Source organism: Streptomyces araujoniae (assembly GCF_050871195.1).
GTDB lineage: Bacteria > Actinomycetota > Actinomycetes > Streptomycetales > Streptomycetaceae > Streptomyces > Streptomyces bacillaris.
On record NZ_CP194070.1, the window covers coordinates 185,900 to 207,982 of the forward strand.

General features: G+C 74.1%; 13 protein-coding genes. 8 read left to right on the top strand and 5 right to left on the bottom strand.

What is annotated here, in order from left to right:
• Window positions 1-25 precede the first annotated feature (25 nt).
• Window positions 26-1,243: an amidohydrolase gene (locus ACQ9ZG_RS00755; protein ID WP_109914978.1), complete on the bottom strand. Its 1,218-nt coding sequence runs from the start codon at window positions 1,241-1,243 to the stop codon at window positions 26-28.
• Window positions 1,244-1,381: 138 nt separating this feature from the next.
• Here ACQ9ZG_RS00755 and ACQ9ZG_RS00760 point away from each other — a divergent pair, with 138 nt between their 5' ends.
• From ACQ9ZG_RS00760 to ACQ9ZG_RS00770, 3 genes are read left to right on the top strand one after another with little or no spacing between them, the layout of a single operon-like run.
• Entirely contained in the window at window positions 1,382-8,665 is a 7,284-nt protein-coding gene (locus tag ACQ9ZG_RS00760; RefSeq protein ID WP_499279640.1) for an amino acid adenylation domain-containing protein, read from the top strand.
• Between the two features lie 5 nt (window positions 8,666-8,670).
• The gene (locus ACQ9ZG_RS00765) at window positions 8,671-8,868 is read left to right on the top strand and encodes an MbtH family protein (protein WP_109916681.1); all 198 of its coding nucleotides are present in this window, start codon (window positions 8,671-8,673) and stop codon (window positions 8,866-8,868) included.
• Entirely contained in the window at window positions 8,865-10,328 is a 1,464-nt protein-coding gene (locus ACQ9ZG_RS00770; protein ID WP_386699389.1) for a DHA2 family efflux MFS transporter permease subunit, read from the top strand. The genes ACQ9ZG_RS00765 and ACQ9ZG_RS00770 overlap by 4 nt, the downstream gene beginning before the upstream one ends.
• Before the next feature lie 114 nt (window positions 10,329-10,442).
• Here ACQ9ZG_RS00770 and fes read toward each other — a convergent pair whose 3' ends face one another.
• Window positions 10,443-11,726 carry an enterochelin esterase gene (fes, locus tag ACQ9ZG_RS00775; RefSeq protein ID WP_109914327.1) on the bottom strand — a complete coding sequence of 428 codons (1,284 nt, stop codon included), beginning with the start codon at window positions 11,724-11,726 and terminating at the stop codon, window positions 10,443-10,445.
• Window positions 11,727-11,740: 14 nt separating this feature from the next.
• Window positions 11,741-14,119, bottom strand: a complete 2,379-nt coding sequence (fhuB, locus tag ACQ9ZG_RS00780; protein ID WP_499279642.1) for a Fe(3+)-hydroxamate ABC transporter permease FhuB — start codon at window positions 14,117-14,119, stop codon at window positions 11,741-11,743.
• 102 nt (window positions 14,120-14,221) lie between these two features.
• Here fhuB and ACQ9ZG_RS00785 point away from each other — a divergent pair, with 102 nt between their 5' ends.
• The 5 genes from ACQ9ZG_RS00785 (at window position 14,222) to ACQ9ZG_RS00805 (ending at window position 18,900) form a co-directional block, all read left to right on the top strand.
• Window positions 14,222-15,052 carry a 2,3-dihydro-2,3-dihydroxybenzoate dehydrogenase gene (locus ACQ9ZG_RS00785; RefSeq protein ID WP_109915496.1) on the top strand — a complete coding sequence of 277 codons (831 nt, stop codon included), beginning with the start codon at window positions 14,222-14,224 and terminating at the stop codon, window positions 15,050-15,052.
• Window positions 15,053-15,147: 95 nt separating this feature from the next.
• Window positions 15,148-16,353, top strand: a complete 1,206-nt coding sequence (gene dhbC, locus ACQ9ZG_RS00790) for an isochorismate synthase DhbC (protein ID WP_028417111.1) — start codon at window positions 15,148-15,150, stop codon at window positions 16,351-16,353.
• The gene (locus tag ACQ9ZG_RS00795) at window positions 16,350-17,981 is read left to right on the top strand and encodes a (2,3-dihydroxybenzoyl)adenylate synthase (protein ID WP_109915497.1); all 1,632 of its coding nucleotides are present in this window, start codon (window positions 16,350-16,352) and stop codon (window positions 17,979-17,981) included. The genes dhbC and ACQ9ZG_RS00795 overlap by 4 nt, the downstream gene beginning before the upstream one ends.
• A 50-nt stretch (window positions 17,982-18,031) precedes the next feature.
• A complete protein-coding gene (locus ACQ9ZG_RS00800; RefSeq protein WP_109915498.1) occupies window positions 18,032-18,664 on the top strand; it encodes an isochorismatase family protein in 633 nt (210 codons plus the stop codon).
• Window positions 18,665-18,669: 5 nt separating this feature from the next.
• A complete protein-coding gene (locus ACQ9ZG_RS00805; protein ID WP_258312167.1) occupies window positions 18,670-18,900 on the top strand; it encodes a phosphopantetheine-binding protein in 231 nt (76 codons plus the stop codon).
• 104 nt (window positions 18,901-19,004) lie between these two features.
• Here the strand turns inward: ACQ9ZG_RS00805 and pgm are convergent, their stop codons facing one another.
• Both pgm and ACQ9ZG_RS00815 read right to left on the bottom strand, forming a co-directional pair.
• The gene (gene pgm / locus ACQ9ZG_RS00810) at window positions 19,005-20,648 is read right to left on the bottom strand and encodes a phosphoglucomutase (alpha-D-glucose-1,6-bisphosphate-dependent) (RefSeq protein WP_109915500.1); all 1,644 of its coding nucleotides are present in this window, start codon (window positions 20,646-20,648) and stop codon (window positions 19,005-19,007) included.
• A gap of 214 nt (window positions 20,649-20,862) precedes the next feature.
• Window positions 20,863-21,936, bottom strand: a complete 1,074-nt coding sequence (locus tag ACQ9ZG_RS00815) for a chitinase (protein WP_109915929.1) — start codon at window positions 21,934-21,936, stop codon at window positions 20,863-20,865.
• Window positions 21,937-22,083: the final 147 nt, after the last annotated feature.

The window sequence follows — 22,083 nt, forward strand, 5'->3', positions numbered from 1 at the left end:
GGCCGCGGGACGGTCCGGGCGGGGATCAGACGGCGGGAGCAGCTTCCGCGCCCCCCGCACCCGCCGTACGGGCCGCCGCGAAGTCCGCCGCCGTCCAGGCCATCCCCACCGCGCCGTCCAGCAGGGCCTGTTCGGCCGCCGGGGAGACCGCGGCGGCGACGAACTCGGGCTCGTGCGGGCCGCAGGCCCCGCGGCTGATGTCGAGCACCGGGTGGATGGACGGCACCACGTGCGAGACGTTGCCCATGTCCGTACAGGCGAAGGGCGGCCGCTCCACGGACTCCGCGCGGCCGAGCACGCGGGCGTTGGCGGTCCAGAGCCGCAGCAGCTCCGCGTCGCCCCGGAAGTCGAGGTAGTCCGGCTCGGGCTGCTCCAGGGTCACTTCGCACCCCGTGGCGAGCGCGCCGGCCCGGAAGCAGTCCTCGACGCGCTGCCGCAGCTCGCGCAGGTCCTCGGCGGCCAGGGCACGGATCTCGTAGGTGGCGGTGGCCCGCTCGGGTATCACGTTGGGCGAGGTCCCGGCCGCCGTGGTTATGCCGTGCACCCGCCACTGGGGCGGCAGGTGCTGGCGCAGCAGCCCCAGGGCGACCTGAGCGACCGTGAGCGCGTCGGCGGCGTTGCGGCCCTCGTGCGGGTTGAGGCTGGGGTGGGCGGAGCGGCCGGCGTAGGTGACGTCCAGGGTGCCGAGGGCGAACGAGCGGAAGTCGGCCAGCTCGAAGGGGCAGGGGTGGACCATCATCGCGGCGTCCACGCCGTCGAACGCCCCGGCCTCCAGGAGCAGCGCCTTGCCCGCGCCGCGCTCCTCGGCCGGGGTCCCGATCACCCGGACGGTCAGGCCGAGTTCGTCCGCGTACGGGGCGAGGCCGAGGGCCGCTCCGATCCCGGCGGCGGCTATGAGGTTGTGGCCGCAGGCGTGGCCGAGGCCGGGCAGGGCGTCGTACTCGCAGGCGATGGCGACGGTGACGGGTCCGGAGCCGATGGTGGCCCGGAAGGCCGTCTCCAGGCCGTGGGCGGGCGCGGTGACGTCGAAGCCGCGCGCGGCCAGGAGCTGGGCGCAGAGCGCGGCCGCGCGGTGTTCCTCGAAGGCCGTCTCGGGGTCGGCGTGGATGCGCCGGCTGAGGCCGACCAGGGCCTCGGCGTTCTTCATGACCGTGTCCCGGAGGGCCTCTTTCAGGGCGTCCAGCCGTTCGTCGGCCCTCTCGTCGGCCTGCCGCGCGGAGGGGTCGGTTCCGGCTGCGGTCATGGGTTCTCCTGGCGTTCCGGACCGTCCGCGGACGGTCGCCTGCACTGTCGGAAATAGGTTAACTTAGCCTTACCTAAGTGCGTGCCGGGGAGCCTGGTGGCCCGGTGTCCGTTGTCCTTCAGGGGAGTCGTCACACACATGCATGAGCGTCCGAACCGCCCGACCAGCTCTTCGGCAGCGCACCCCGGCGGCCCTCCCTCCCGAGCGCTGCCCCTCCTGACCGCCCAGTCGGGGATCTACTACGCGCACCAACTGGCCCCGCTCGGCACGGAGCTGAACACGGCCGACCGGGTGGAGATCACGGGACCGCTCGACGGTGACCTGTTCACCGAGGCCCTGGTGCGGACGGTGGGTGAGGCGGACACGCTGGCCCTGCGGATCTCCGAGGCGGACGGCGCTCCGGTGCAGCACGTCGTCCCCGGCGAACCCCGTGTCCACCGGCTCGACCTGACGCCGGAGCGGGCCGAGGCCTGGATGCGGGAGGACCTGGCCCGGCCGGTGGACCTCGCCTCCGCCGGCGGGCTGATGACCCAGGCGCTGATCCGGGTGGGCGAGGACCGCCACTGGTGGTACCAGCGGGTCCACCACATAGCCGTCGACGCCTACGCGCTCTCGCTCATCGGGCAGCGGGTCGCCGAGCTGTACACGGCCGCCGTCGCCCAGGAGCCCGCGCCCGAGGGCCGGTTCGCCCCGCTGGGCGAGCTGACCGACGACGAGGCGGCGTATCTCTCCGGCGAGGAGTACGCGGCGGACCGCGCCTTCTGGGCCGGGCGGATGGCCGGGTACGCCCCCGAGGCCGGGCCCGTGAACGCCGACGCCTCTGCCGGTGACGGCCTCCTCCACCGGATCACCGACCTCCCGGCGAGCGCCCTGGACCGGCTCTCCGAGGCGGCCCGGGCCGCGAAGGCGACCTGGGCCGAGCTGGTCGTCGCCGCCACCGCCGCTCAGCTGCACCGGCTCACCGGCACCGAGGACGTGGTGCTCGGCCTGCCGCTCACCAACCGGCGCGGCCCGGCCGCCCTGCGCACCCCGGCCATGGCGGTGAACGTGCTGCCGCTGCGCGTCGCCGTACGCCCGCGGGACACCGCGGCCGGGCTGCTGCGCCGGATCGTGCTGGAGATCCGCGAGGTCCGCCGCCACCAGCGCTACCCGCAGGCCGACCTGCGCCGCGATCTGGCCCTGGAGTCGGCCGACGCCCCGCTGACCGGCCCGATGGTCAACATCAAGGCCTTCGACACCGCCCTGGACTTCGCCGGGCTCCCCGGCACCGTGCGCAACCTCGCCGCGGGGCCCGTGGAGAGCCTGGCGGTCGGCGCGGCCCCGGGTCCGGACGGCGGCCTGCGGCTGACGCTGGACGCCAACCCGGCCGCGTACGGCGAAGCGGACCTCGCCGCCCACGAGCGGACCTGGCTGCGCTGTCTCGACGGCCTCACCGAACTGCTGCTCACCACCCCGGACCGGCCCGTCGCCTCCCTGGACCTGCTCACCGACGACGAGGTGCGCGCGGCCACGGCGGGCCGCACCGAGCCGGCCCCCCTCCTGACGCTCCCGCAGACGTTCACCGCGCAGGCCGCGCTGACGCCCGGGGCCGTCGCCGTGCGCTCCACCCTCGCGGGCACGTTCCGGGGGGCGCTCACGGAGACGGACGCGCCCGGGACTGCCCTCACCTACGCCGAACTGGACGCCGCCTCCGACCGGCTGTCCCAGCTGCTGGCCGGGCTCGGAGCCCCCGCGCGGACCGGTGCCACGGTGGCGCTCGCGCTGCCCCGGACCGCCGACATGGTGGTGGCCCTGCTCGCCGTGCTCAAGGCGGGCCTGGTCTGCCAGCCGCTGGACCTCGGCCACCCCGCCGCCCGGACGCTGGCCGTCCTGGAGGATGCCCGGCCCGTCGCCGTCATCGGCACAGCCGCGACGCTGGCCGCGCTCCCGCCGCACGGCGTGGCCACCGTGGCGCTCGACGAGCCCGCCACAGCCGGGGCGTCGGCCGCCTGCCCGGACGGCCCGCCGACCACCGGGCCCGCGCTCGCGGACCCCGCCTATCTCATCCACACCTCCGGCTCCACCGGGCGCCCCAAGGGCGTCCTCGTCGGCCACGCCGCGCTCGCCAACCTCGGCGTCGGCCACCTCACCGACCACATCGCCCCGGCCGTCGCCCGCACCGGCCGGGAGCGGCTGCGGGTCGCGCACAGCGCCTCGTTCGCCTTCGACGCCTCCTGGGACCCGCTGCTGTGGATGGTCCACGGCCATGAGCTGCACCTGCTGGACGACGCCGCCTACCGGGACCCCGCTGTCCTGGCCGCGTACGTCGACAGCCACCGTGTCGACTATCTCGACGTCACCCCCTCCTACGCCGAAGCGCTCATCGCCGAAGGCCTGCTGGACGAGGGGCGCCACCACCCCGCCCACGTGGTCGTCGGCGGCGAGGCCGTGCCCCCGGCCCTCTGGGAGCGGCTGACCGCCACCGAGGGCGTCCACCCCGTCAACCTCTACGGCCCCACCGAGACGACCGTCGACGCCTACTACTGGCTGCCCGGCGACTCCGCCGACCGGCCCGAGGGCAGACCCGTGCGGGGATCGCGGGTCTATGTCCTGGACTCCTCGCTGCGTCCCGTGCCCGCCGGGGTGACGGGTGAGCTGTACGTCGCCGGGCCCTGCCTGGCCCTCGGCTACCTGGGCCGCCCCGACCTGACCGCCGAGCGGTTCGTCGCGGACCCGTTCGGCGCGCTCCACGGCACCCCCGGCGGCCGGATGTACCGCACCGGGGACCTGGTGCGCCGCCGCGAGGACCACACGCTGGAGTTCCTCGGCCGCAGCGACGACCAGGTCAAGATCCGCGGCTTCCGCATCGAACTCGGGGAGATCCAGGCCCGGCTGGCCGCCCACCCGCGGGTCGCGGCGGCCGCCGTCATCGCCCGGGAGACCGGTCACGGCAAGCGCCTCCTCGCCTACGCCGTCCCGGAGAAGAGCGGGACCGCCCCCGCCCCGAACGCCCTGCGCGACCACCTGGCCGCCGCGCTGCCCGAGCACATGGTCCCCGCGACCGTGACGCTGCTGGACGCCCTCCCCCGGACCGCCAACGACAAGCTGGACCACCGCGCCCTGCCCGACCCCGAACCGCTCTCCGCCGCCATCGGCGCCGAGGTCGTCGGCGAGAGCGGGCCGCACACCGAGATCGTGCGCGGGCTCTACGCCGACGTGCTCGGTATCGCGGAGCCCCCGCCCGCCGACGCGGGCTTCCTGGACCTCGGCGGGCACTCCCTGCTCGCCGCCCGGCTGGCCGCCCGCGTCCGCGAGCACTTCGGCGTCCCGTTCTCCATCGCCGACGTCTTCCGCCACTCCTCCCCCGCGGCCGTCGCCGCCCGGGTGCGCACCCGCAGCGGCGCGGCCACCGCCTCCGTACCGCTCTCCCCCGTGCCCCGCACCGGTCCCCTCCCGCTCTCCCCGGCCCAGCAGCGGCTGTGGTTCCTCCACCGCCTCGAAGGGCCCAGCCCGACCTACAACATCCCGCTCGTGCTCAGCGTCAACGGCCCCCTCGACCGGGACGCCCTCCAGCTCGCCCTGCACGATCTGGTGGACCGTCACGAGACACTCAGAACGGTATATCCGCCCACTGACAACGGGGCCGGAGCCGACGGGGACGGCACCCCCCATCAGGTGATCCTGCCGCCGGGCCATGAGGCGGCCCGCCCGGTGCTGCGCATCGCGGAGCCCGGCAGCGACCTGACCGAGGCCGTGCGGTACTGCTTCGACCTGGCCGCCGAGCCGCCGCTGCGCACGGTCCTCTTCAGCGACGGGCCCGACCACCACACCCTGCTCCTGCTGCTCCACCACATCGCGGGCGACGGTGCCTCCACCACTCCCCTGGCCCGCGACCTGGCCACCGCCTACACCGCCCGCCTCGCGGGCACCACCCCGGAGTTCACGCCGCTGACCGGGCAGTACGTCGACCACGCCGCCCGGCTCCAGGAGGTCCTGGGCACCCCCGCCGGGCCGACCCCGCTGGCCGAGGCGCAGCTCGCCCACTGGCGCGAGGCGCTGGCCGGGCTGCCGGACCAGCTGGAGCTGCCCACCGACCGGCCCCGCCCGGCGGTGGCCACCTCGGCAGGTGACACCGTGCCCTTCGCCCTGGACGCGGCCACCCACGAGGCGCTGCGCCGGCTGGCCCGGGAGCACGGGGCGACGGTCTTCATGACCGTGCAGGCGGGTCTCGCCGCCCTGCTGACCCGGCACGGCTGCGGCACCGACATCCCGCTCGGCACCCCCGTGGCGGGCCGCGACGACGACACCACGGCCGGGCTCGTCGGCTTCTTCACCAACACCGTGGTGCTGCGCACCGACACCTCCGGCGACCCCGGCTTCGGCGCCCTGCTGGACCGGGTGCGGGCGACGACGCTCGCCGCCTACGAGCACGACGCGCTCCCCTTCGACCACCTGGTGGAGGCGCTGAACCCGCCGCGCTCGCTGGCCCGGCACCCGCTGTTCCAGGTCATGCTGGCCTGGCAGTCGATCGCGGACGGGCCCGCCGCTTTCGGCCCGGACGCCACCGCGCGGCTCGCCGCCGTACCGTCGGGCACCGCCAAGTTCGATCTGACGCTGAACGCGGGCGAGCTGGCCGACGGGGGGATCGCCGGATTCCTGGAGTTCCGCACGGACCTCTTCGACCGGGCGACCGCCCAGGCGCTCGCGGACCGGCTGGCCCGGCTGCTCACCGCCGCCGCCACCGGGCCGGAGACCCCGGTCGGGCTGCTGCCGGTGCTCGGTGCGGACGAGGTGCACCGCGCCCTGGTCGAGGCCAACGGCGTGCCCGCCGAGCGGCCGGTGCCGCTGACGCTCGCGGAGGTCTACGAGGTGGCGGCCCGCCGTCACCCGGAGCGGGTGGCCGTGAGCTGTGCGGGCGAGTCCCTGACGTACGCTCAGCTCTCCTCCCGCGCCCAGTCGTTGGCGCGGTTGCTGGCGGCCCGTGACATCGGTCCGGGCTCCATCGTGGCGCTGGCGCTGCCGCGCTCGCTGGACCTGGTGGCGGGGCTGCTGGCGGTGTCGCTGTCGGGCGCCGCGTATCTGCCGATGGACCCGGACTACCCGGCGGACCGGCTGGCGTACATGCTGGCGGACGCCCGGCCCGCCGCGCTGATCACCGACGCGGCGACGGCGGACCGGCTGCCCGCGCACGAGCTCCCGCTGATCACGGTGGACGAGGCGGCGGGCTTCCCGGACGGACCGCTGAGCCAGACGGACCGGACGCGACCGCTGAGCCCGCAGGACCCGGCGTACGTCATCTACACCTCGGGTTCCACCGGGCGCCCCAAGGGCGTCGTCGTCACGCAGCACAATGTGACGCGGCTGATGACGGCGACCGAGCACTGGTTCGCCTTCGGCCCCGAGGACGTGTGGACGCTGTTCCACTCCTACGCCTTCGACTTCTCGGTCTGGGAGCTGTGGGGCGCGCTGCTCTACGGCGGCCGGGTCGTCGTCGTGCCGCATCTGACGAGCCGTGACCCGCAGGCGTTCCTGCGGCTGTTGGCCGACGAGCGGGTGACGGTCCTCAACCAGACGCCGTCCGCCTTCTACCAGCTGGCCGCCGCCGACCGGGAGGCGCCGGGCTACGAACTGGCCCTGCGGTACGTGGTGTTCGGCGGGGAGGCGCTGGAGCTGGGGCGGCTCGCGGACTGGTACACCCGGCACGGCGAGAACGCGCCGACGCTGGTCAACATGTACGGCATCACCGAGACCACGGTCCATGTCTCCTACCTGGCGCTCGACCGGGCGACGGCCGCATCGGCGGTCTCCAGCACCATCGGCGTCAACATCCCCGACCTGCGGGTCTATGTGCTGGACGACCGGCTCCAGCCGGTGCCGCCCGGGGTGACCGGTGAGATGTACGTCGCCGGTCAGGGCGTGGCGCTCGGCTATCTGGGGCGGCCGGACCTGACGGCCGGGCGGTTCGTCGCGGACCCGTTCGCGCACCTCTTCGGGGAGAGCGGCACCCGGATGTACCGTTCGGGCGACCTGGCCCGGCGGCGGACCGACGGGGCGCTGGAGTACTTCGGCCGTGGCGACCAGCAGGTGAAGATCCGCGGGTTCCGCATCGAACTGGGTGAGATCGAAGCCGTGCTGGCCGCGCACTCCGAGGTCGCCGATGTGGCGGTCGTGGTCCGGGAGGACGCGCCGGGCGACAAGCGGCTGGTCGGTTACGTGGTTCCCGCGCCCGGCGCCGAGCCGGTCCCGGCGGCGCTGCGCGAGCACGCGGCCGCCACGCTGCCGGTGCACATGGTGCCCTCGGCCGTGGTCGTGCTGGAGCGGCTGCCGCTGACCGGCAACGGGAAGCTGGACCGCAAGGCGCTGCCCGCGCCGGGGGTTCCGGTGGGCGGGGGCGGCCGGGCGCCGCGCACGGTCCGCGAGGAGCAGCTCTGCTCGGTCTTCGCGGAGGTGCTGGGGCTGCCGTCGGCCGGGGTGGAGGACAACTTCTTCGACCTGGGCGGCCATTCGCTGCTGGCGGTACGGCTGGCGGGGCGGATCAGGTCGGCGTTCGGCATCGAGGTGTCGATCGGCACGGTCTTCCAGGCGCCGACCCCGGCCGCGCTCGACGCGGCGCTGGACGTGTCGCGCGAGGACGATCCGCTGGACGTCCTGCTGCCGCTGCGGCCGGCCCGCCCCGGCGACCGGGCGCCCGTCCACTGCGTGCACCCGGCCGGTGGTCTGAGCTGGTGCTACGCGGGGCTGATCCGCCACCTCCCGGCCGATGTGCCGATCTACGGGCTCCAGGCCCAGGGCGTCGGTGAGGCGACGGCGGACGAGCCGCTGCCGACCACGCTGGAGGAGCTGGCCGCCCACTACGCCTCCCGGATCCGCGAGGTGCAGCCCGAGGGGCCGTACCGGCTGCTCGGCTGGTCGACCGGCGGGATCATCGCCCACGCCGTCGCGGCGGTGCTCCAGGAGGACGGCCAGGAGGTCGAGTTGCTGGCGATCCTGGACGCGTACCCCGCCGAGGGGTTCCGCGACCTGCCGGTGCCCGACCAGGCGGAGGCGCTCGAATCGCTGCTCACCATGGGCGGTTACGGCCCCGAGAGCCTCGGCGACAAGGAGCTGACGACGGCCAACGTGGTGGAGGTGCTGCGCCGCGAGGGCTCCCCGCTGGCCGCGCTCTCCGCCGCGAAGATCGAGGCGCTGGGCGAGGTGTACCTCAACACCAACGACCTCGTACGCGCCTACGACCACCGGGTGTTCCAGGGCGATGTGCTGTTCTTCCGGGCCACGGTGGACACCATCGACGACACCCTGACGCCGGAGACCTGGACCCCGTACGTGAGCGGGCGCATCGACAACACGAACGTCGCCTGCTCGCACAAGGACATGACCCTGCCCGAACCGATCGCGCACATCGCGCGCGTGGTCGCCGACCGACTGACCGAGCTGGAGAAGTGACACCGATGAGTGACGCACCCGCCAACCCCTTCGACGCGGAAGGGGAGTTCCTCGTCCTGACCAACGACGAGGGTCAGCACTCGCTGTGGCCGCTCTTCGCGGCGGTGCCCGCCGGCTGGTCGACGGCGCACGGCCCGTGCGCACGCCAGGAGGCGCTGGACTGGATCGGCGCCCACTGGTCCGGCCCCCTCGCCGCCCGGTGAGCGGGCTGCTGATCCGGCCCCGGATACGTCCCCGGGTCGCCGTCGTCCTCGTCTACACGGCCGCCATGTGCATGAACGGCCTGGACTCGACGATCGTGAACCCGGCGCTCTACACGATCGCGGGCGACTTCGGCCGCCCGCTGTCGGCGGCCAACACCGTGGAGACGGCCTTCCTGGTCGCGCTCGCGGTGGGGCTGCCGGTGGCGGGGTGGCTGGGCGACCGGTTCGGGACGAAGCGGGTGTTCCTCGGTGCGCTGACCGCGTTCACGATCGCCTCGGCGGTCTGCGGTCTGGCGCCCGATCTCGACACGCTCGTCGTCGCCAGGGCCGTACAGGGCCTGGCCGGTGGGCTGTTGACACCGGTCGGGATGACGCTGCTGTTCCGCGCGTTCCCACCGCACGAGCGGATGAAGCTGGCCAAGGTGCTGATCGTGCCGACGGCGCTGATGCCCGCGCTCGGTCCGCCGCTGGGCGGGCTGCTCACCGAACACCTCTCCTGGCACTGGCTGTTCTTCGTGAACGTGCCGATCGGTACGGCGGCGGTGCTGCTGGGCGTCTTCGGGCTGCGCGAGCATGTCGAGGGCCCGGAGGGGACGTTCGACACGGTCGGCTTCTGGCTGGCCACTCCGGCGCTGGGGCTGCTGACGTACGCGCTGGGCTTCGGCCCGTCCCAGGGCTGGACCCGGCCCGCCGTCGCGGTGAGCGCGGCCCTGGGCTCGGTCCTGCTGGTGGCGGCGGTCCTGCACCAGGTGCGGGCGAGGACGCCGCTGCTGAAGCTGCGGCTGCTCGGGGACCGGGTGTACGGGTCGGCCTCGGCGCTCGCCGGGGTCACCGCGGCCGGGCTGATGGGGGTGCTGTTCGTCTTCCCGCTGCTCTACCAGGCGAGCCTGGGTGCCTCGGCGCTGGACGCCGGGCTGAGCGTCTTCCCGGAGGCGGTGGGGCTGATGCTGGCCTCGCAGGTGGTGGACCGGCTGCTCCCCCGGCTCGGCCCCCGGCTGCTGACCGTCCCGGCGCTGCTGGTCGCGGCGGCCGTCTTCGCGACGCTGGCGATCCCGGGCGTGGCGGAGAACGCGTGGAGCGTGCGCGGGCTGATGTTCCTGATCGGCCTGGTGCTGGGGACGGCGGTGCTCACCGTGCAGATCTCCGGCTTCGAGTCGATCGGGCCCGCGGACATGGGGCAGGCGATGGGCCTGTTCCAGATCGTCCGCACCCTCGGCGGGGCGCTGGGCATCGCCGCCTGTGCGGCGGTGATCGGCGGCGGCCACGTGACGGAGGCCGCCGCCGACCCGGGCCCGTACCGCACGGCGGTCTGGGTCACGGCGGGGCTCGTCGCGCTCGGGGCGGTGCTGGCGCTGCGGCTGCCGCGGGAGGCTCCGCAGCCGCCGCCCTTCGACGACGAGGAGGCGCCGCCGCCGGGCGAGGGCCTGGCGGCGGACGAGGCTCCGGCCGTCAAGGGCTGAGAGCGCACGAGGCCCGCAGGGGCTGAGTGCGTACGGAAGGGGCGGGGCGGCATCCGGAGGGGGATGCCGCCCCGCCCCTTCCCTGTCTGTCCGGGGCGAGCGGGGGGTTCGGGGTCAGCGGCCGCCGAGCAGGGCGGCCAGGCCGTCCGCGAGGCCGCCGCGCCAGCAGGCGTAGTCGTGGCCGCCGTTGAACTCCCGGTAGCGCACGTCGTAGCCGCGGGCCCGCAGGATGTTGCGGAAGCGGCGGTTCTCGGCCAGGAGCATCCACTCCTGGTGGCCCACCTCCAGATGGAGGGTGACGGGCCGGCGCTCGCCCCAGGCGTACTGGCCGGTGAGCCATTCGCCCTCGCGGTCGTCGTCGGGCCACCAGAAGGAGCCGGACTGGGAGAGCGCGAGGCCGAACCGCTCGGGGCGGCGGAAGGCGGCGAAGGCGGCGGTGAGGCCGCCCGCGCTCTGCCCGGCGATCACCGTACGGGCCGGGTCGGCCCCGGCCCCGTACTCCCGCTCCGTCCAGGGCAGCAGGGTGTCGGCGAGCCAGTCGACGAACGGGCCGCTGCACGCGAGGTCCTTCATGCGGCGGCCCATGGTGTCGACCAGCACCGTGACGGTGAGCGGGAGTTCGCCGTCGGCGTGCAGGTTGTCGACGATGTCCCCGACGCCGAGCACCGGCCCCCACATCTCTCCGTCCAGGAGCACCGCGAGCGCGTACGGGCCGCCGTCCGGACGGTGGTCCGGCGGGAGGTGGACCGTGATGCGGCGGCCGTCGACCTCGGTGTCGAGCGTCGTGCCGCGTGCCACGCCCTCCCGGCGCCGGATGCGTGACTGGTCGGGTGCTCCGGGGAGTTCGAGTACGGAGGCGGGGTTGCGCCCGTCCCGGGAGGGCAGCGGGGCCCCGGTGTTGAGCGGGTCGGGTTCGGCGTGGTCGAGCACCCGCAGCCAGGAGGCCCGGTCGGCGCGGACGGCGTCCTCGCGGGTGCCGCCGCTGGCGTGGAACTGGTAGGAGGCGCGGTGGTCGGTGCGCAGCCGGTGGCTGATGGCCCAGACCCCGGTGCCCTCGACGCGTTCCATCAGGTGCGGGGCGAGGTCTCCGGCGTGCCGGTCCTTGTCGGTGACCGTGTGGACCAGGGCCAGGACATGGGTGGCGGGGCGGGCGGGGTCCTCACGGCGGACGAAGGTGACCAGCCGGTGGTCGTCCTCGCCCTCGGGGTCGGGTTCGACGAGAGGGGCGCCGGTCTCGGAGACGTACGCCCAGAACGCCTCCTCGGCGCCGGGCCCGCCCGCTCGGACGTCCTCGACGAGCGTACGCAGCAGGGGGCTTCGCACGGAGGACACCTCGGGTGCGGTCGGTCCCGGCGGGGCGGGAGGGGCGGGCGGGTTGCGGCGCGGTGGGTAGGTCATGTGCGGGGCGCCTTTCAGACGCGGGTGGCGGCGGAGCGGCCGAGGAGCACCCAGAGCAGGAACGGGCCGCCGAGGACGGTGGTGACGATGCCGACGGGGAGTTCGACGCCGTCGAAGACGATCCGGCCGAGGGTGTCGGCGGCGACGACGAGGACGGCCCCGGTGAGCATCGAGCCGACGAGCGGGACCCGCAGGGGGCCGGCGAGCCGGGAGGCGATGACGGGGGCGGCGAGCGCCACGAACCCGACCGGGCCGCAGATGCCGACCGCGAGCCCGGCGAGGCCGACGGCCAGCAGCAGGGCGAGGGTGCGGACCCGGCCGGGGGCCGAGCCGAGCGAGGAGGCGGTGGCGTCGTCGAAGCGCAGGACGGCCAGGTGGCGGGCGACGGCGAGGCTGGCGGGGACGAGGATCGCGAGGCCGATGAGGACGGGCACGGCGACGGAGTAGCTGCGCCCGTTGAGGCTGCCGGAGGTCCACACGTACAGCGAGCCGGCGGAGCTGAGGGAGCGGCGGGAGAGGACGACCTGGGTGATGGCGGAGGCCAGGGCGGACATGGCGAGGCCGACGACGAGGACGCGGTAGCCGCGCTGGCCGAGACCGCCGGAGACGGTGGTGACGACGATGACCGCGACCAGGGCGCCGATCGGCCCGGCCCACCAGGCGCCGAACGTGCCGGAGGCGCTGAGGGTGACGGAGAGCAGGACGGCGGCGGTGGCCCCGTCGTTGACGCCGAGGAGTTCGGGGGTGGCGAGGCGGTTGCGGGCCAGGGTCTGGGTGAGGCAGCCCGCGAGGCCGAGGGCGGCGCCCGCGGTGAGCCCGGCGACGATCCGGCCGAGCCGGAAGTTCTGGACGAGCAGCACGTCGAACCGGTCGCCCTGGCCGAAGACCGCGCGGAAGGTGCGGCCGACGCCCATCTCGCTCTGGCCCGCGTAGGCGGAGAGGACCACCGCGAGCACCAGCGCCCCGGCGAGCGCGACGGCGGCGATGGCCGCGCGCCGGGTGACCAGGACGGAGAGGGGGCCGCGGCGGACGACGACGGTGTCCGGCGGGCGGACCCGGACGGCCTTCGGCTTACGGGGCTCGGGGCGCGGCAGGGAGAACGTGAAACGGCGCGGGCGGTCCGGGGCGCGCTCCTCGGTGGCCGGTTCCGTCATGCCCATCGAGGCCAGCTGCTTGGAGCGGACGATGGCGATGAGGACGGGCGCGCCGATGAGGGCGACGATCACGGAGACGGGCGCCTCGAAGGGCCGGGAGACCACGCGGGCGGCGACGTCGGAGACGGCCAGCACGCAGGCGCCGATGAGTCCGGCGAGCAGCAGGCGGGCGGCCAGCCGGGTGCCGGCGATGGCGCGGGCCAGGAATCCGGCGAGGAGGCCGAGGAAGGAGATGGGTCCGGCGAGCGCGACGGCGGAGGCGGTGAGGAGGGTGACGCCGATGGCGACGACCGTGCGGATGACGGGGGGCCGGTGGCCGAGGCTGCGGGCCAGGTCGTCGCCGAGCGCGAGGGCGGAGAGCGGCCGGGCCACCAGCAGGGCGACGAGGAAGCCGACGGCGAGGACGGGGGCCAGGCGGCCGAGTTCGCCGAAGCCCTCGACCCCGGCGAGGGAGCCGAGGACCCAGAAGCGGAATCGGTCGTAGGTCTCGGCGGAGTTGACGACGATGACGCTGGTGAGCCCGCCGAAGGTGGCGCCCAGCGCCGCGCCCGCGAGGACGAGCCGCATGGGTGAGCCGCCGCCGCGCCGTCCGGAGATGAGGAGGACCAGGCCGCTGGCGACCACGGCGCCGACGAACGCGCAGACCAGGTAGGCGTAACCGGAATCGAAGCCGAGGAGCGCGATACCGGCGACGACACCGAGCGAGGCGCCCGCGTTGACGCCGAGCAGACCGGTCTCGGCGAGCGGGTTGCGGGTGACCGCCTGGAGCAGACAGCCGGCGACGCCGAGGGCCGCGCCGACGAGGAGGGCGGTCAAAGTGCGCGGGAGCCGCAGGTCCCCCACGACGAGGGAGAGGCGGGCATCCGCGCGGGCCCCGCCCCGGTCGAGCAGGTAGTCGAGCACGCCGCCGACGCCGACCTCGCCCGCGCCGACGGCGAGGGAGAGGCCGCTGAGCAGCAGGACGGCGGCGGTGAGCCCGGCGACGGCGAGCGCCACCGTGCGGCGGCCGGCCGCGGGGGCGCCCGCGCTCTTCGCCGTAGCAGCGGGTCCCGCCGGGGCGCCCGGGGATATCTCCGCGCCGGGCGCGGGGCCCGGTCCGGAGCCGGGGGCCGGAACGGGTTCGTCCGCTCCGGCGGGCGGGGTCTTCGCCCCCCGGTCGCTCTCCCCTCCGTCCAACTGGGCGGTCGAGGAGTCGTGTTCGGGGGCCGAGGCCGTGGTCCCCGTGTGCGGCGTTTGCATAAGGTGAGGCTAACCTAACCATTTATCGACGGCTCGACACCCTTCTGGGCGGTCGAATCAATTTAGGTTACCCTTACCTAACACCTAGGGGGAGGTTTGTTCATGCCTGACCACATACCGGGCGGAAGTGGCGAGTTCGAAGGCCGCACGGCCCTGGTCACCGGTGCCGGACAAGGCATCGGGGCCGCCGTGGCCGAACTGCTCGCCGACCTCGGCGCCCGGGTGGCCGCCACCGACCGCGCGGGGCACAGTATCGAGGCGCTGGCGGCCGACTGGCCCCGGCGGCAGGAGAAGCTGGCCGTGCGCGAGCGGTCGGCAGGCCGCCTGGAACCGTATGTGATGGACGTCACCGACCGGGTCTCGGTGGAGAACACCGTGGCGCGGGTCGAGGACCGACTCGGCCCGGTGGACATCCTGGTGAACGTCGCGGGCATCCTGCGCACCGGCCCGGCGACCACGCTCTCCGCACAGGACTGGGCGGACACCTTCGCGGTGAACACGACCGGTGTCTTCCAGGTCTCCCAGGCCGTCGCCCCGCTCATGGTGACGCGGAGGACCGGCTGCATCGTCACCGTCGGCTCCAACGCAGCCGGGATCCCGCGCACCGGCATGGCCGCCTACGCCGCGTCCAAGGCCGCCGCCGCCATGTTCACCAAGTGCCTGGGGCTCGAACTCGCCCGCAGCGGCGTACGCTGCAACGTCGTCGCCCCCGGCTCCACCGACACCGCCATGCAGCGGGCCCTGTGGACCGAGCCGGGCGCCGAGGCGCGGGTGATCGACGGCGACCCGTCGACGTACCGCACCGGCATTCCGCTCGGCCGGATCGCCGAACCCGCCGACATCGCCCAGGCCGTGGCGTTCCTCGCCTCGGACCGCGCCCGCCACATCACGCTCCAGGAGCTGTACGTCGACGGCGGCGCGACCCTGCGCTGACCGGCGGCCCCGCACCACCCCTCCGAACCACGTCACCCTCCCAGCAGCCCCCCGCACCCGCACCCGCTGACGGGACCATCGAGAATGGAGTCCCCGTGTCGACGGCATCCCAGGTCGCCACGCACGTCCCCCCGGCCGATCCGGCCCACCCCGCCGTAGGAGCGGCCACCTCCCTCCTGGACACCTACGCACCGGGCGACCACTTCCTCGCCACCCCCGGTCGCACGCTGCTCGCACGCGGCACGGGACGCCGAGTCCCGCACGACGGGAGACCTCTGACCGAGCGGGTGGACGCCACCCTGGCCGAGGCCGTCGCCGCGGGCCAGGAGTCGCCCGTGGTGATCGGCGCCATCCCGTTCGACCACACGGCACCGGCCGCGCTCCACGTACCGGCCACCGTGCGCTCCGCCCCGCCGCTCGCCTCCGACCCGCTCATCGCCCTGCCCGCGGGCTCCTCGGCCACCGCGGACTGGCGGATCCGGCCGGTCCCCGAGCCCGAGGTGTACGGCGAGGGCGTCGCCGCCGCTGTGGCCCGCATGTGGCGCGGCGAGTTCAGCAAGGTGGTGCTGGCCCGCACCCTGGAGCTGACCTCCGACGCCCCGCTCGACCTGCCCGCCATGCTCCAGCGCCTGGCCCGCCGCGACCCCTCCGGCTACACCTTCGCGCTGCCGACCGGCCCCGCCCGCACCCTGATCGGCGCCAGCCCCGAACTGCTGGTCTCCCGCCGGGGCAACCAGGTCGTCTCCAACCCGCTCGCCGGGTCCACCCCGCGCAGCGACGACCTCGCCGAGGACGTCCGCCGGGCCGCGACCCTGCTGGAGTCGGTCAAGGACCTCCACGAGCACGCCGTCGTCGTGGACGCCGTCCACCAGGCACTCGCCCCGCACTGCACCGGCATGACCGTCCCGGCCCGCCCGACGCTGATCCGCACCGCCACCATGTGGCACCTGTCGACCACCGTCACCGGCACGCTCACCTCCCCCGGCACCTCGGCACTGGACCTGGCGATGGCGCTGCACCCGACGCCCGCCGTGTGCGGCACGCCGACGCGGACGGCCCGTCAGGTCATCGCCGAGACCGAGCCGTTCGACCGCGGCTTCTTCACCGGAGTCGTCGGCTGGGGGAACGCCGAGGGCGACGGCGAGTGGGTCGTCACCATCCGCTGCGCCGAGGCCGAGGAGCGCACCCTGCGCCTCTACGCGGGCGCGGGCGTCGTGGCCGCGTCCGAGCCCGAGGCGGAGACCGCCGAGACCGGCGCCAAGTTCCGCACCTTCCTGAGCGCCGTGGGAGCCGAGCTGTGAGTACGCAAGCCGCTCCCACCTGGCCCGCCGGGTTCGCCGAGAAGTACCGGGCGGCCGGCTGGTGGCGTGGGGAGACCTTCGGCGGGATGCTGCGCCGGCGCGCCGAGGAGCACCCGGACCGGGTCGCGATCGTCGACCCGGTGGCGGGAAGCCGGTGGACCTACGCGGATCTCGACCGGCGGGCCGACCGGCTGGCGGCGGGTCTCCTCGCCCGCGGCATCACCGAGGGCGACAAGGTGGTGGTCCAACTCCCCAACATCGCCGAGTTCTTCGAGGTGATCTTCGCCCTGTTCCGGATCGGCGCGCTGCCCGTCTTCGCGCTGCCGGCCCACCGCGAGACCGAGATCGCCTACTTCTGCGAGTTCACCGAAGCGGTCGCCTACGTCGTCGCGGCCGAGCACGGCGGCTACGACTACCGCGAGCTCGCGGCCAGGACCCGTGCCCAAGTGCCCACGCTGAAGCACGTGTTCGTCGCCCAGGGCGACCCGGGCGCATTCGAGGCGCTGGCCGAGGTGGCCGAGGAGCCGGTCGGCCACGGCGGGCCGCGCCCGGACGACCTGGCCTTTCTCCAGCTCTCCGGCGGCAGCACCGGCGTACCGAAGCTGATCCCGCGCACCCACGACGACTACATCTACTCGCTCCGGGGCTCCAACGAGATCTGCGGGGTCGACGAGAACAGCGTCTACCTGTGCGTGCTGCCCGCCGCCCACAACTTCCCGCTCTCCTCCCCCGGTTCGCTCGGCATGCTGTACGCCGGTGCGCGCGTGGTGCTCTGCCCGCAGCCCTCCCCCGAGGTGGCCTTCCCGCTCATCGAGAGCGAGGGCGTGACCATCACCGGTCTGGTCCCGCCGCTGGCGCTGCTGTGGACCGAGGCCGCGCCGGGCTCCCCGCACGACCTCGGCTCCCTGGACGTGCTGCTCGTGGGCGGCGCCAAGTTCAGCGAGGAGGCCGCCCGCCGGGTGCGCCCCGCGCTCGGCTGCACGCTCCAGCAGGTCTTCGGGATGGCCGAGGGGCTGGTCAACTACACCCGGCTGGACGACCCGGTGGAGACCATCGTCACCACGCAGGGCCTGCCCATCTCACCGGACGACGAGATCCTGGTCGTCGACGACGAGGACCGGGAGGTGGCTCCCGGCGAGACGGGCCACCTGCTGACCCGGGGCCCGTACACGATCCGCGGTTACTGGAACGCACCCGAGCACAACGCCCGTTCGTTCACCGAGGACGGCTTCTACCGCACCGGCGACGTCGTCCGGGTCACGGAGACCGGGCACATCGTGGTGGAGGGGCGCGCCAAGGACCAGATCAACCGGGGCGGCGAGAAGGTCGCGGCCGAGGAGGTGGAGAACCACATCCTCGCCCACCCGGCCGTGCACGACGCCAACGTGGTGGCCGAGCCGGACCCGTATCTGGGCGAGCGCGTCTGCGCGTACGTGATCCTGCGCCCGGGGGCCGGACCGCTGAAGGCCGTGGCCGTCAAACGGTTCGTACGGGAGAGGGGGCTGGCCGCCTTCAAGGTGCCGGACCGGGTCGAGTTCGTGGACGCCTTCCCGCAGACCGGGGTGGGCAAGGTCTCCAAGAAGGACCTGCGCAACGCCGCCGCCCGCACCGCCTCCCCGTCCCTCTGACCTCCCCTCCCGCACGCTTCCCGCACCTGTCGAACGGAACCCTCTCCACCATGGCCCTGCCCGCCATCACGCCCTACCCCATGCCGGCCACGGACGAGCTGCCCGCCAACCGGGTCGACTGGACCGTCGACCCGGCGCGCGCGGTGCTGCTCGTCCACGACCTGCAGAACCACTTCCTGACGGCGTACGACCGCCGGGCCGCCCCCGTACCCGAACTCCTGGCACATGTCGCCGAGTTGAAGAAGGACGCGGCGCGCCTGGGCGTCCCGGTCCTCTACACCGCGCAGCGCGGCGGCCAGAGCCCCGAGGAGCGCGGGCTCCAGCAGGACTTCTGGGGCCCCGGCCTGCCCGCCGACGAGCACCTGGCGGCCATCGCGGACGAGGTGGCGCCCGAGGAGGGCGACACCGTCCTCACCAAGTGGAAGTACAGCGGCTTCGTCCGCACCGATCTGCTGGAGCGGCTGCGCGAGCAGGGCCGCGACCAGATCGTCATCACCGGCGTCTACGCCCACATCGGCGTCCTGATGACCGCGTGCGACGCCTGGATGCAGGACATCCAGGCGTTCGTGGTGGCCGACGCCGTGGCGGACTTCTCGGCCGACGACCACGCGATGGCGCTGCGCTGGGCGGCCGGCAAGTGCGCCGTCGTCACCACCACCCGAGCCGTCTTCGAAGGAGAGTGACCGCTGTGTCCCTGACGCTGGAACAGCTGCGCGCCGATGTCGCCGACATCCTCGGCGAGGAGCCGGAGGAGATCCCGCTCGACGAGAACCTCGTCGACTACGGGCTGGACTCCGTCCGCCTGATGTCCCTGGCGGCGGCCTGGCGCCGCGACCACGGGATCGAGGTGGCCTTCGCCGACCTCGCCGAGAAGCCGGCCCTGGATGCCTGGGCGCCGCTGCTCGGGGTGACCGGCTGAGCGGACGGCGGCGGACGGTTGTCGAGAGGGTGGTGCGGACCCGGCAGTGCCGGGTCCGCACCACCCTCTCCTCGTTCACGCACGCATGGGGGCCGCCTGCCGGATCAGGCGCCGTCCAGCGCCTCCGAGACCAGGGCGCGTGCCTCCTCCTGGACCCGGGCCAGGTGGTCGGGGCCCTGGAAGCTCTCGGCGTACACCTTGTAGACGTCCTCCGTGCCCGAGGGGCGGGCGGCGAACCAGGCGCTGTCGGTGCAGACCTTGAGGCCGCCGATCGCCGCGCCGTTGCCGGGCGCCTCGGTGAGGACGGCGGTGATGCGTTCGCCCGCCAGGGTGTCGGCCTCGACCTGCTGCGGGGAGAGCCTGGCGAGGACGGCCTTCTCCTCGCGGGTGGCGGGCGCGTCCACGCGGGCGTAGGCGGGGTCGCCGAAGCGGGCGGTGAGCTGGGCGTACCGCTGGGAGGGGGTGGAGCCGGTGACGGCGGTGATCTCGGCGGCGAGCAGCGCCAGCAGGATGCCGTCCTTGTCGGTGGTCCAGACGCGGCCGTCGCGGCGGAGGAAGGAGGCGCCGGCCGACTCCTCGCCGCCGAAGCCGAGGCTGCCGTCGTACAGCCCGTCGACGAACCACTTGAAGCCGACCGGGACCTCCACCAGGGTGCGGCCGAGGTCCTGGGCGACCCGGTCGATCATCGAGGAGGAGACCAGCGTCTTGCCGATGCCCGTTCCGGCGGGCCAGGCCTCGCGGTGGGTGTAGAGGTAGTCGATGGCGGTGGCCAGATAGTCGTTGGGGTTCATCAGCCCGCCGTCGGGGGTGACGATGCCGTGCCGGTCGGCGTCGGCGTCGTTGCCGGTGGCGATGGTGTAGGCGTCGCGCTGCTCGATGAGCGAGGCCATGGCGTGCGGCGACGAGCAGTCCATCCGGATCTTGCCGTCCCAGTCCAGCGTCATGAACCGCCAGGTGGGATCGGCCAGCGGGTTGACCACGGTGAGGTCCAGCCGGTGGCGCTCCGCGATGCGCCCCCAGTAGGCGACGGAGGCGCCGCCGAGCGGGTCGGCGCCGATCCGGATGCCCGCCTCCCTTACGGCGTCCAGGTCCAGGACGGACGGCAGGTCGTCGACGTACGCGGTCAGGAAGTCGTGCCGGTGGGTGGTGCCGGCGGCCAGCGCGCGGGCGTACGGGATGCGGCGGACCCCGTCGAGCCCCGCCTCGATCAGGGCGTTGGCCCGGTCCTGGATCCAGGAGGTGGCGTCGGATGCGGCCGGTCCGCCGTTCGGCGGGTTGTACTTGAAGCCGCCGTCGGCGGGCGGGTTGTGCGACGGGGTGACCACGATGCCGTCGGCCAGGTGCTCGGTGCGCCCCCGGTTGTACGTGAGGATGGCGTGCGAGACGGCGGGCGTCGGGGTGTAGCCGTCCTCGCTGTCGATGAGGACGGTAGCCCCGTTGGCGGCCAGGACCTCCAGGGCCGTGGTCCGGGCGGGCTCGGAGAGGGCGTGGGTGTCGGCGCCCAGGAAGAGCGGCCCGTCGGTGCCCTGGCGGGCCCGGTAGTCGCAGATCGCCTGGGTGGTGGCGGCGATGTGGTCGTCGTTGAACGCCGCCGCGAGCGCGGAGCCGCGGTGGCCCGAGGTGCCGAAAGCGACCCGCTGGGCGGGTTCGGCCGGGTCGGGGTGGAGGGCGTAATAGGCCGTCACCAGCCGAGCCACGTCGACCAGGTCTGCGGACTGTGCCGGCTGCCCGGCCCGTGCGTGCGCCATCGGGTCTCCTCTTGCGTCTTCGTCGTCGTCGGCCCTGGGGTGCGGGCCGTCGTCCCGGGGTGGGCGATCGCCCCGATCCGTACCCGATTCTGTCTCCTCGCCCCGCCCGGGTGCGCGACGGGTCGCCCTCCGTACGGGGGTGGCGTCGCGGCCGGACGCACCGCGCCCCCGGCCGGGGCGGACCGGGGGCGCGGCACGGCGGGGCGTGCGGGGGTCAACGGCGCTGGAGCGCCTTGACGTTGTCGCCGAAGGTCCAGTTCCGGGAGCCGTCCCAGTTGATGGACCAGGTCATCAGACCCTTGAGGGAGCCGTTGTAGTGGTTCCAGGCCTGGGAGACGAGGGCGGGGGACATGTGGCCGCCGCCCGCGCCGGGCTGGGCGGGGAGGCCCGGGACCTGCTTGTCGTAGGGCACCTTGATGGTGGTGCCCTGGATGACGAGCCCCCGGTTCAGGCAGTCCGTCTGGGCGACGAAGCCGGCGACCGTACCGGCGGAGTAGGAGTCGCCGGAGCAGCCGTACATGCTGCCGTTGTAGTACTGCATGTTCAGCCACCAGAGCCGCCCGTTGTCGGCGTACTTCTTGATGACGGGCAGGTAGGCGCCCCAGATCGAGCCGTAGACCACGCTGCCGCCGGTGACGTACGCGGTCTCGGGGGCCATGGTGAGGCCGAAGTTCGAGGGCATGGCGGCGAGGACGCCGTCGATGATGCGGATGAGGTTGGCCTGCGACGGGGAGAGCTGGTTGATGTTGCCGGTGCCGACGAGGCCGGTCTCGATGTCGATGTCGATGCCGTCGAAGTTGTACTTCTTCAGGATCGGGACGACGGTCGCGACGAACCGGTCGGCGACCGCGCTGGAGCTGAGGTCGATCCCGGCGGTCGCCCCGCCGATCGACATGAGGAGGGTGAGCCCGGAGGCCTTGGCCCGGCACATCTCCGCGGGGGTGGCGACCTTGACGGTGTTGTCCATGCCGTCCTCCCAGAGGACGGTGCCGTCGGAGCGGATGACGGGGAAGGCCGCGTTGATGACGTTGTAGCCGTGCTGGGTGATCCGGGAGTCCGTGATGGGGATCCAGCCGAGCGGCGGGTGCACGCCGTTGGCGGCGCCGTCCCAGTTCTCCCAGTACCCGTGGAGCACCTTGCCCGTGGGCTTGGACTTGACCGCACAGGTCTCGGCGGCGGCAGCCTTGGAGGGAGTCTGGGCGGTCTTCGGCGGGGCCGCTCCGACCAGCATCGGTACGACGAGCGCCGCGGCCAGCCCGAGGCCCAGCAGTCGTGAGGTACGGCTCATGATCCGTATGTCCTTCCTGCCCGGGTCCGCCGTCGGCCGGACGAAGGGTTCGCCCGGCCCCGCCCTATGTCGTGACCCTGCCAAACCGTAGAATGGTCCAGACCTTCGGTCAAGAGGTCTGGACCAAGCCTCGATCACCGTGGCGGA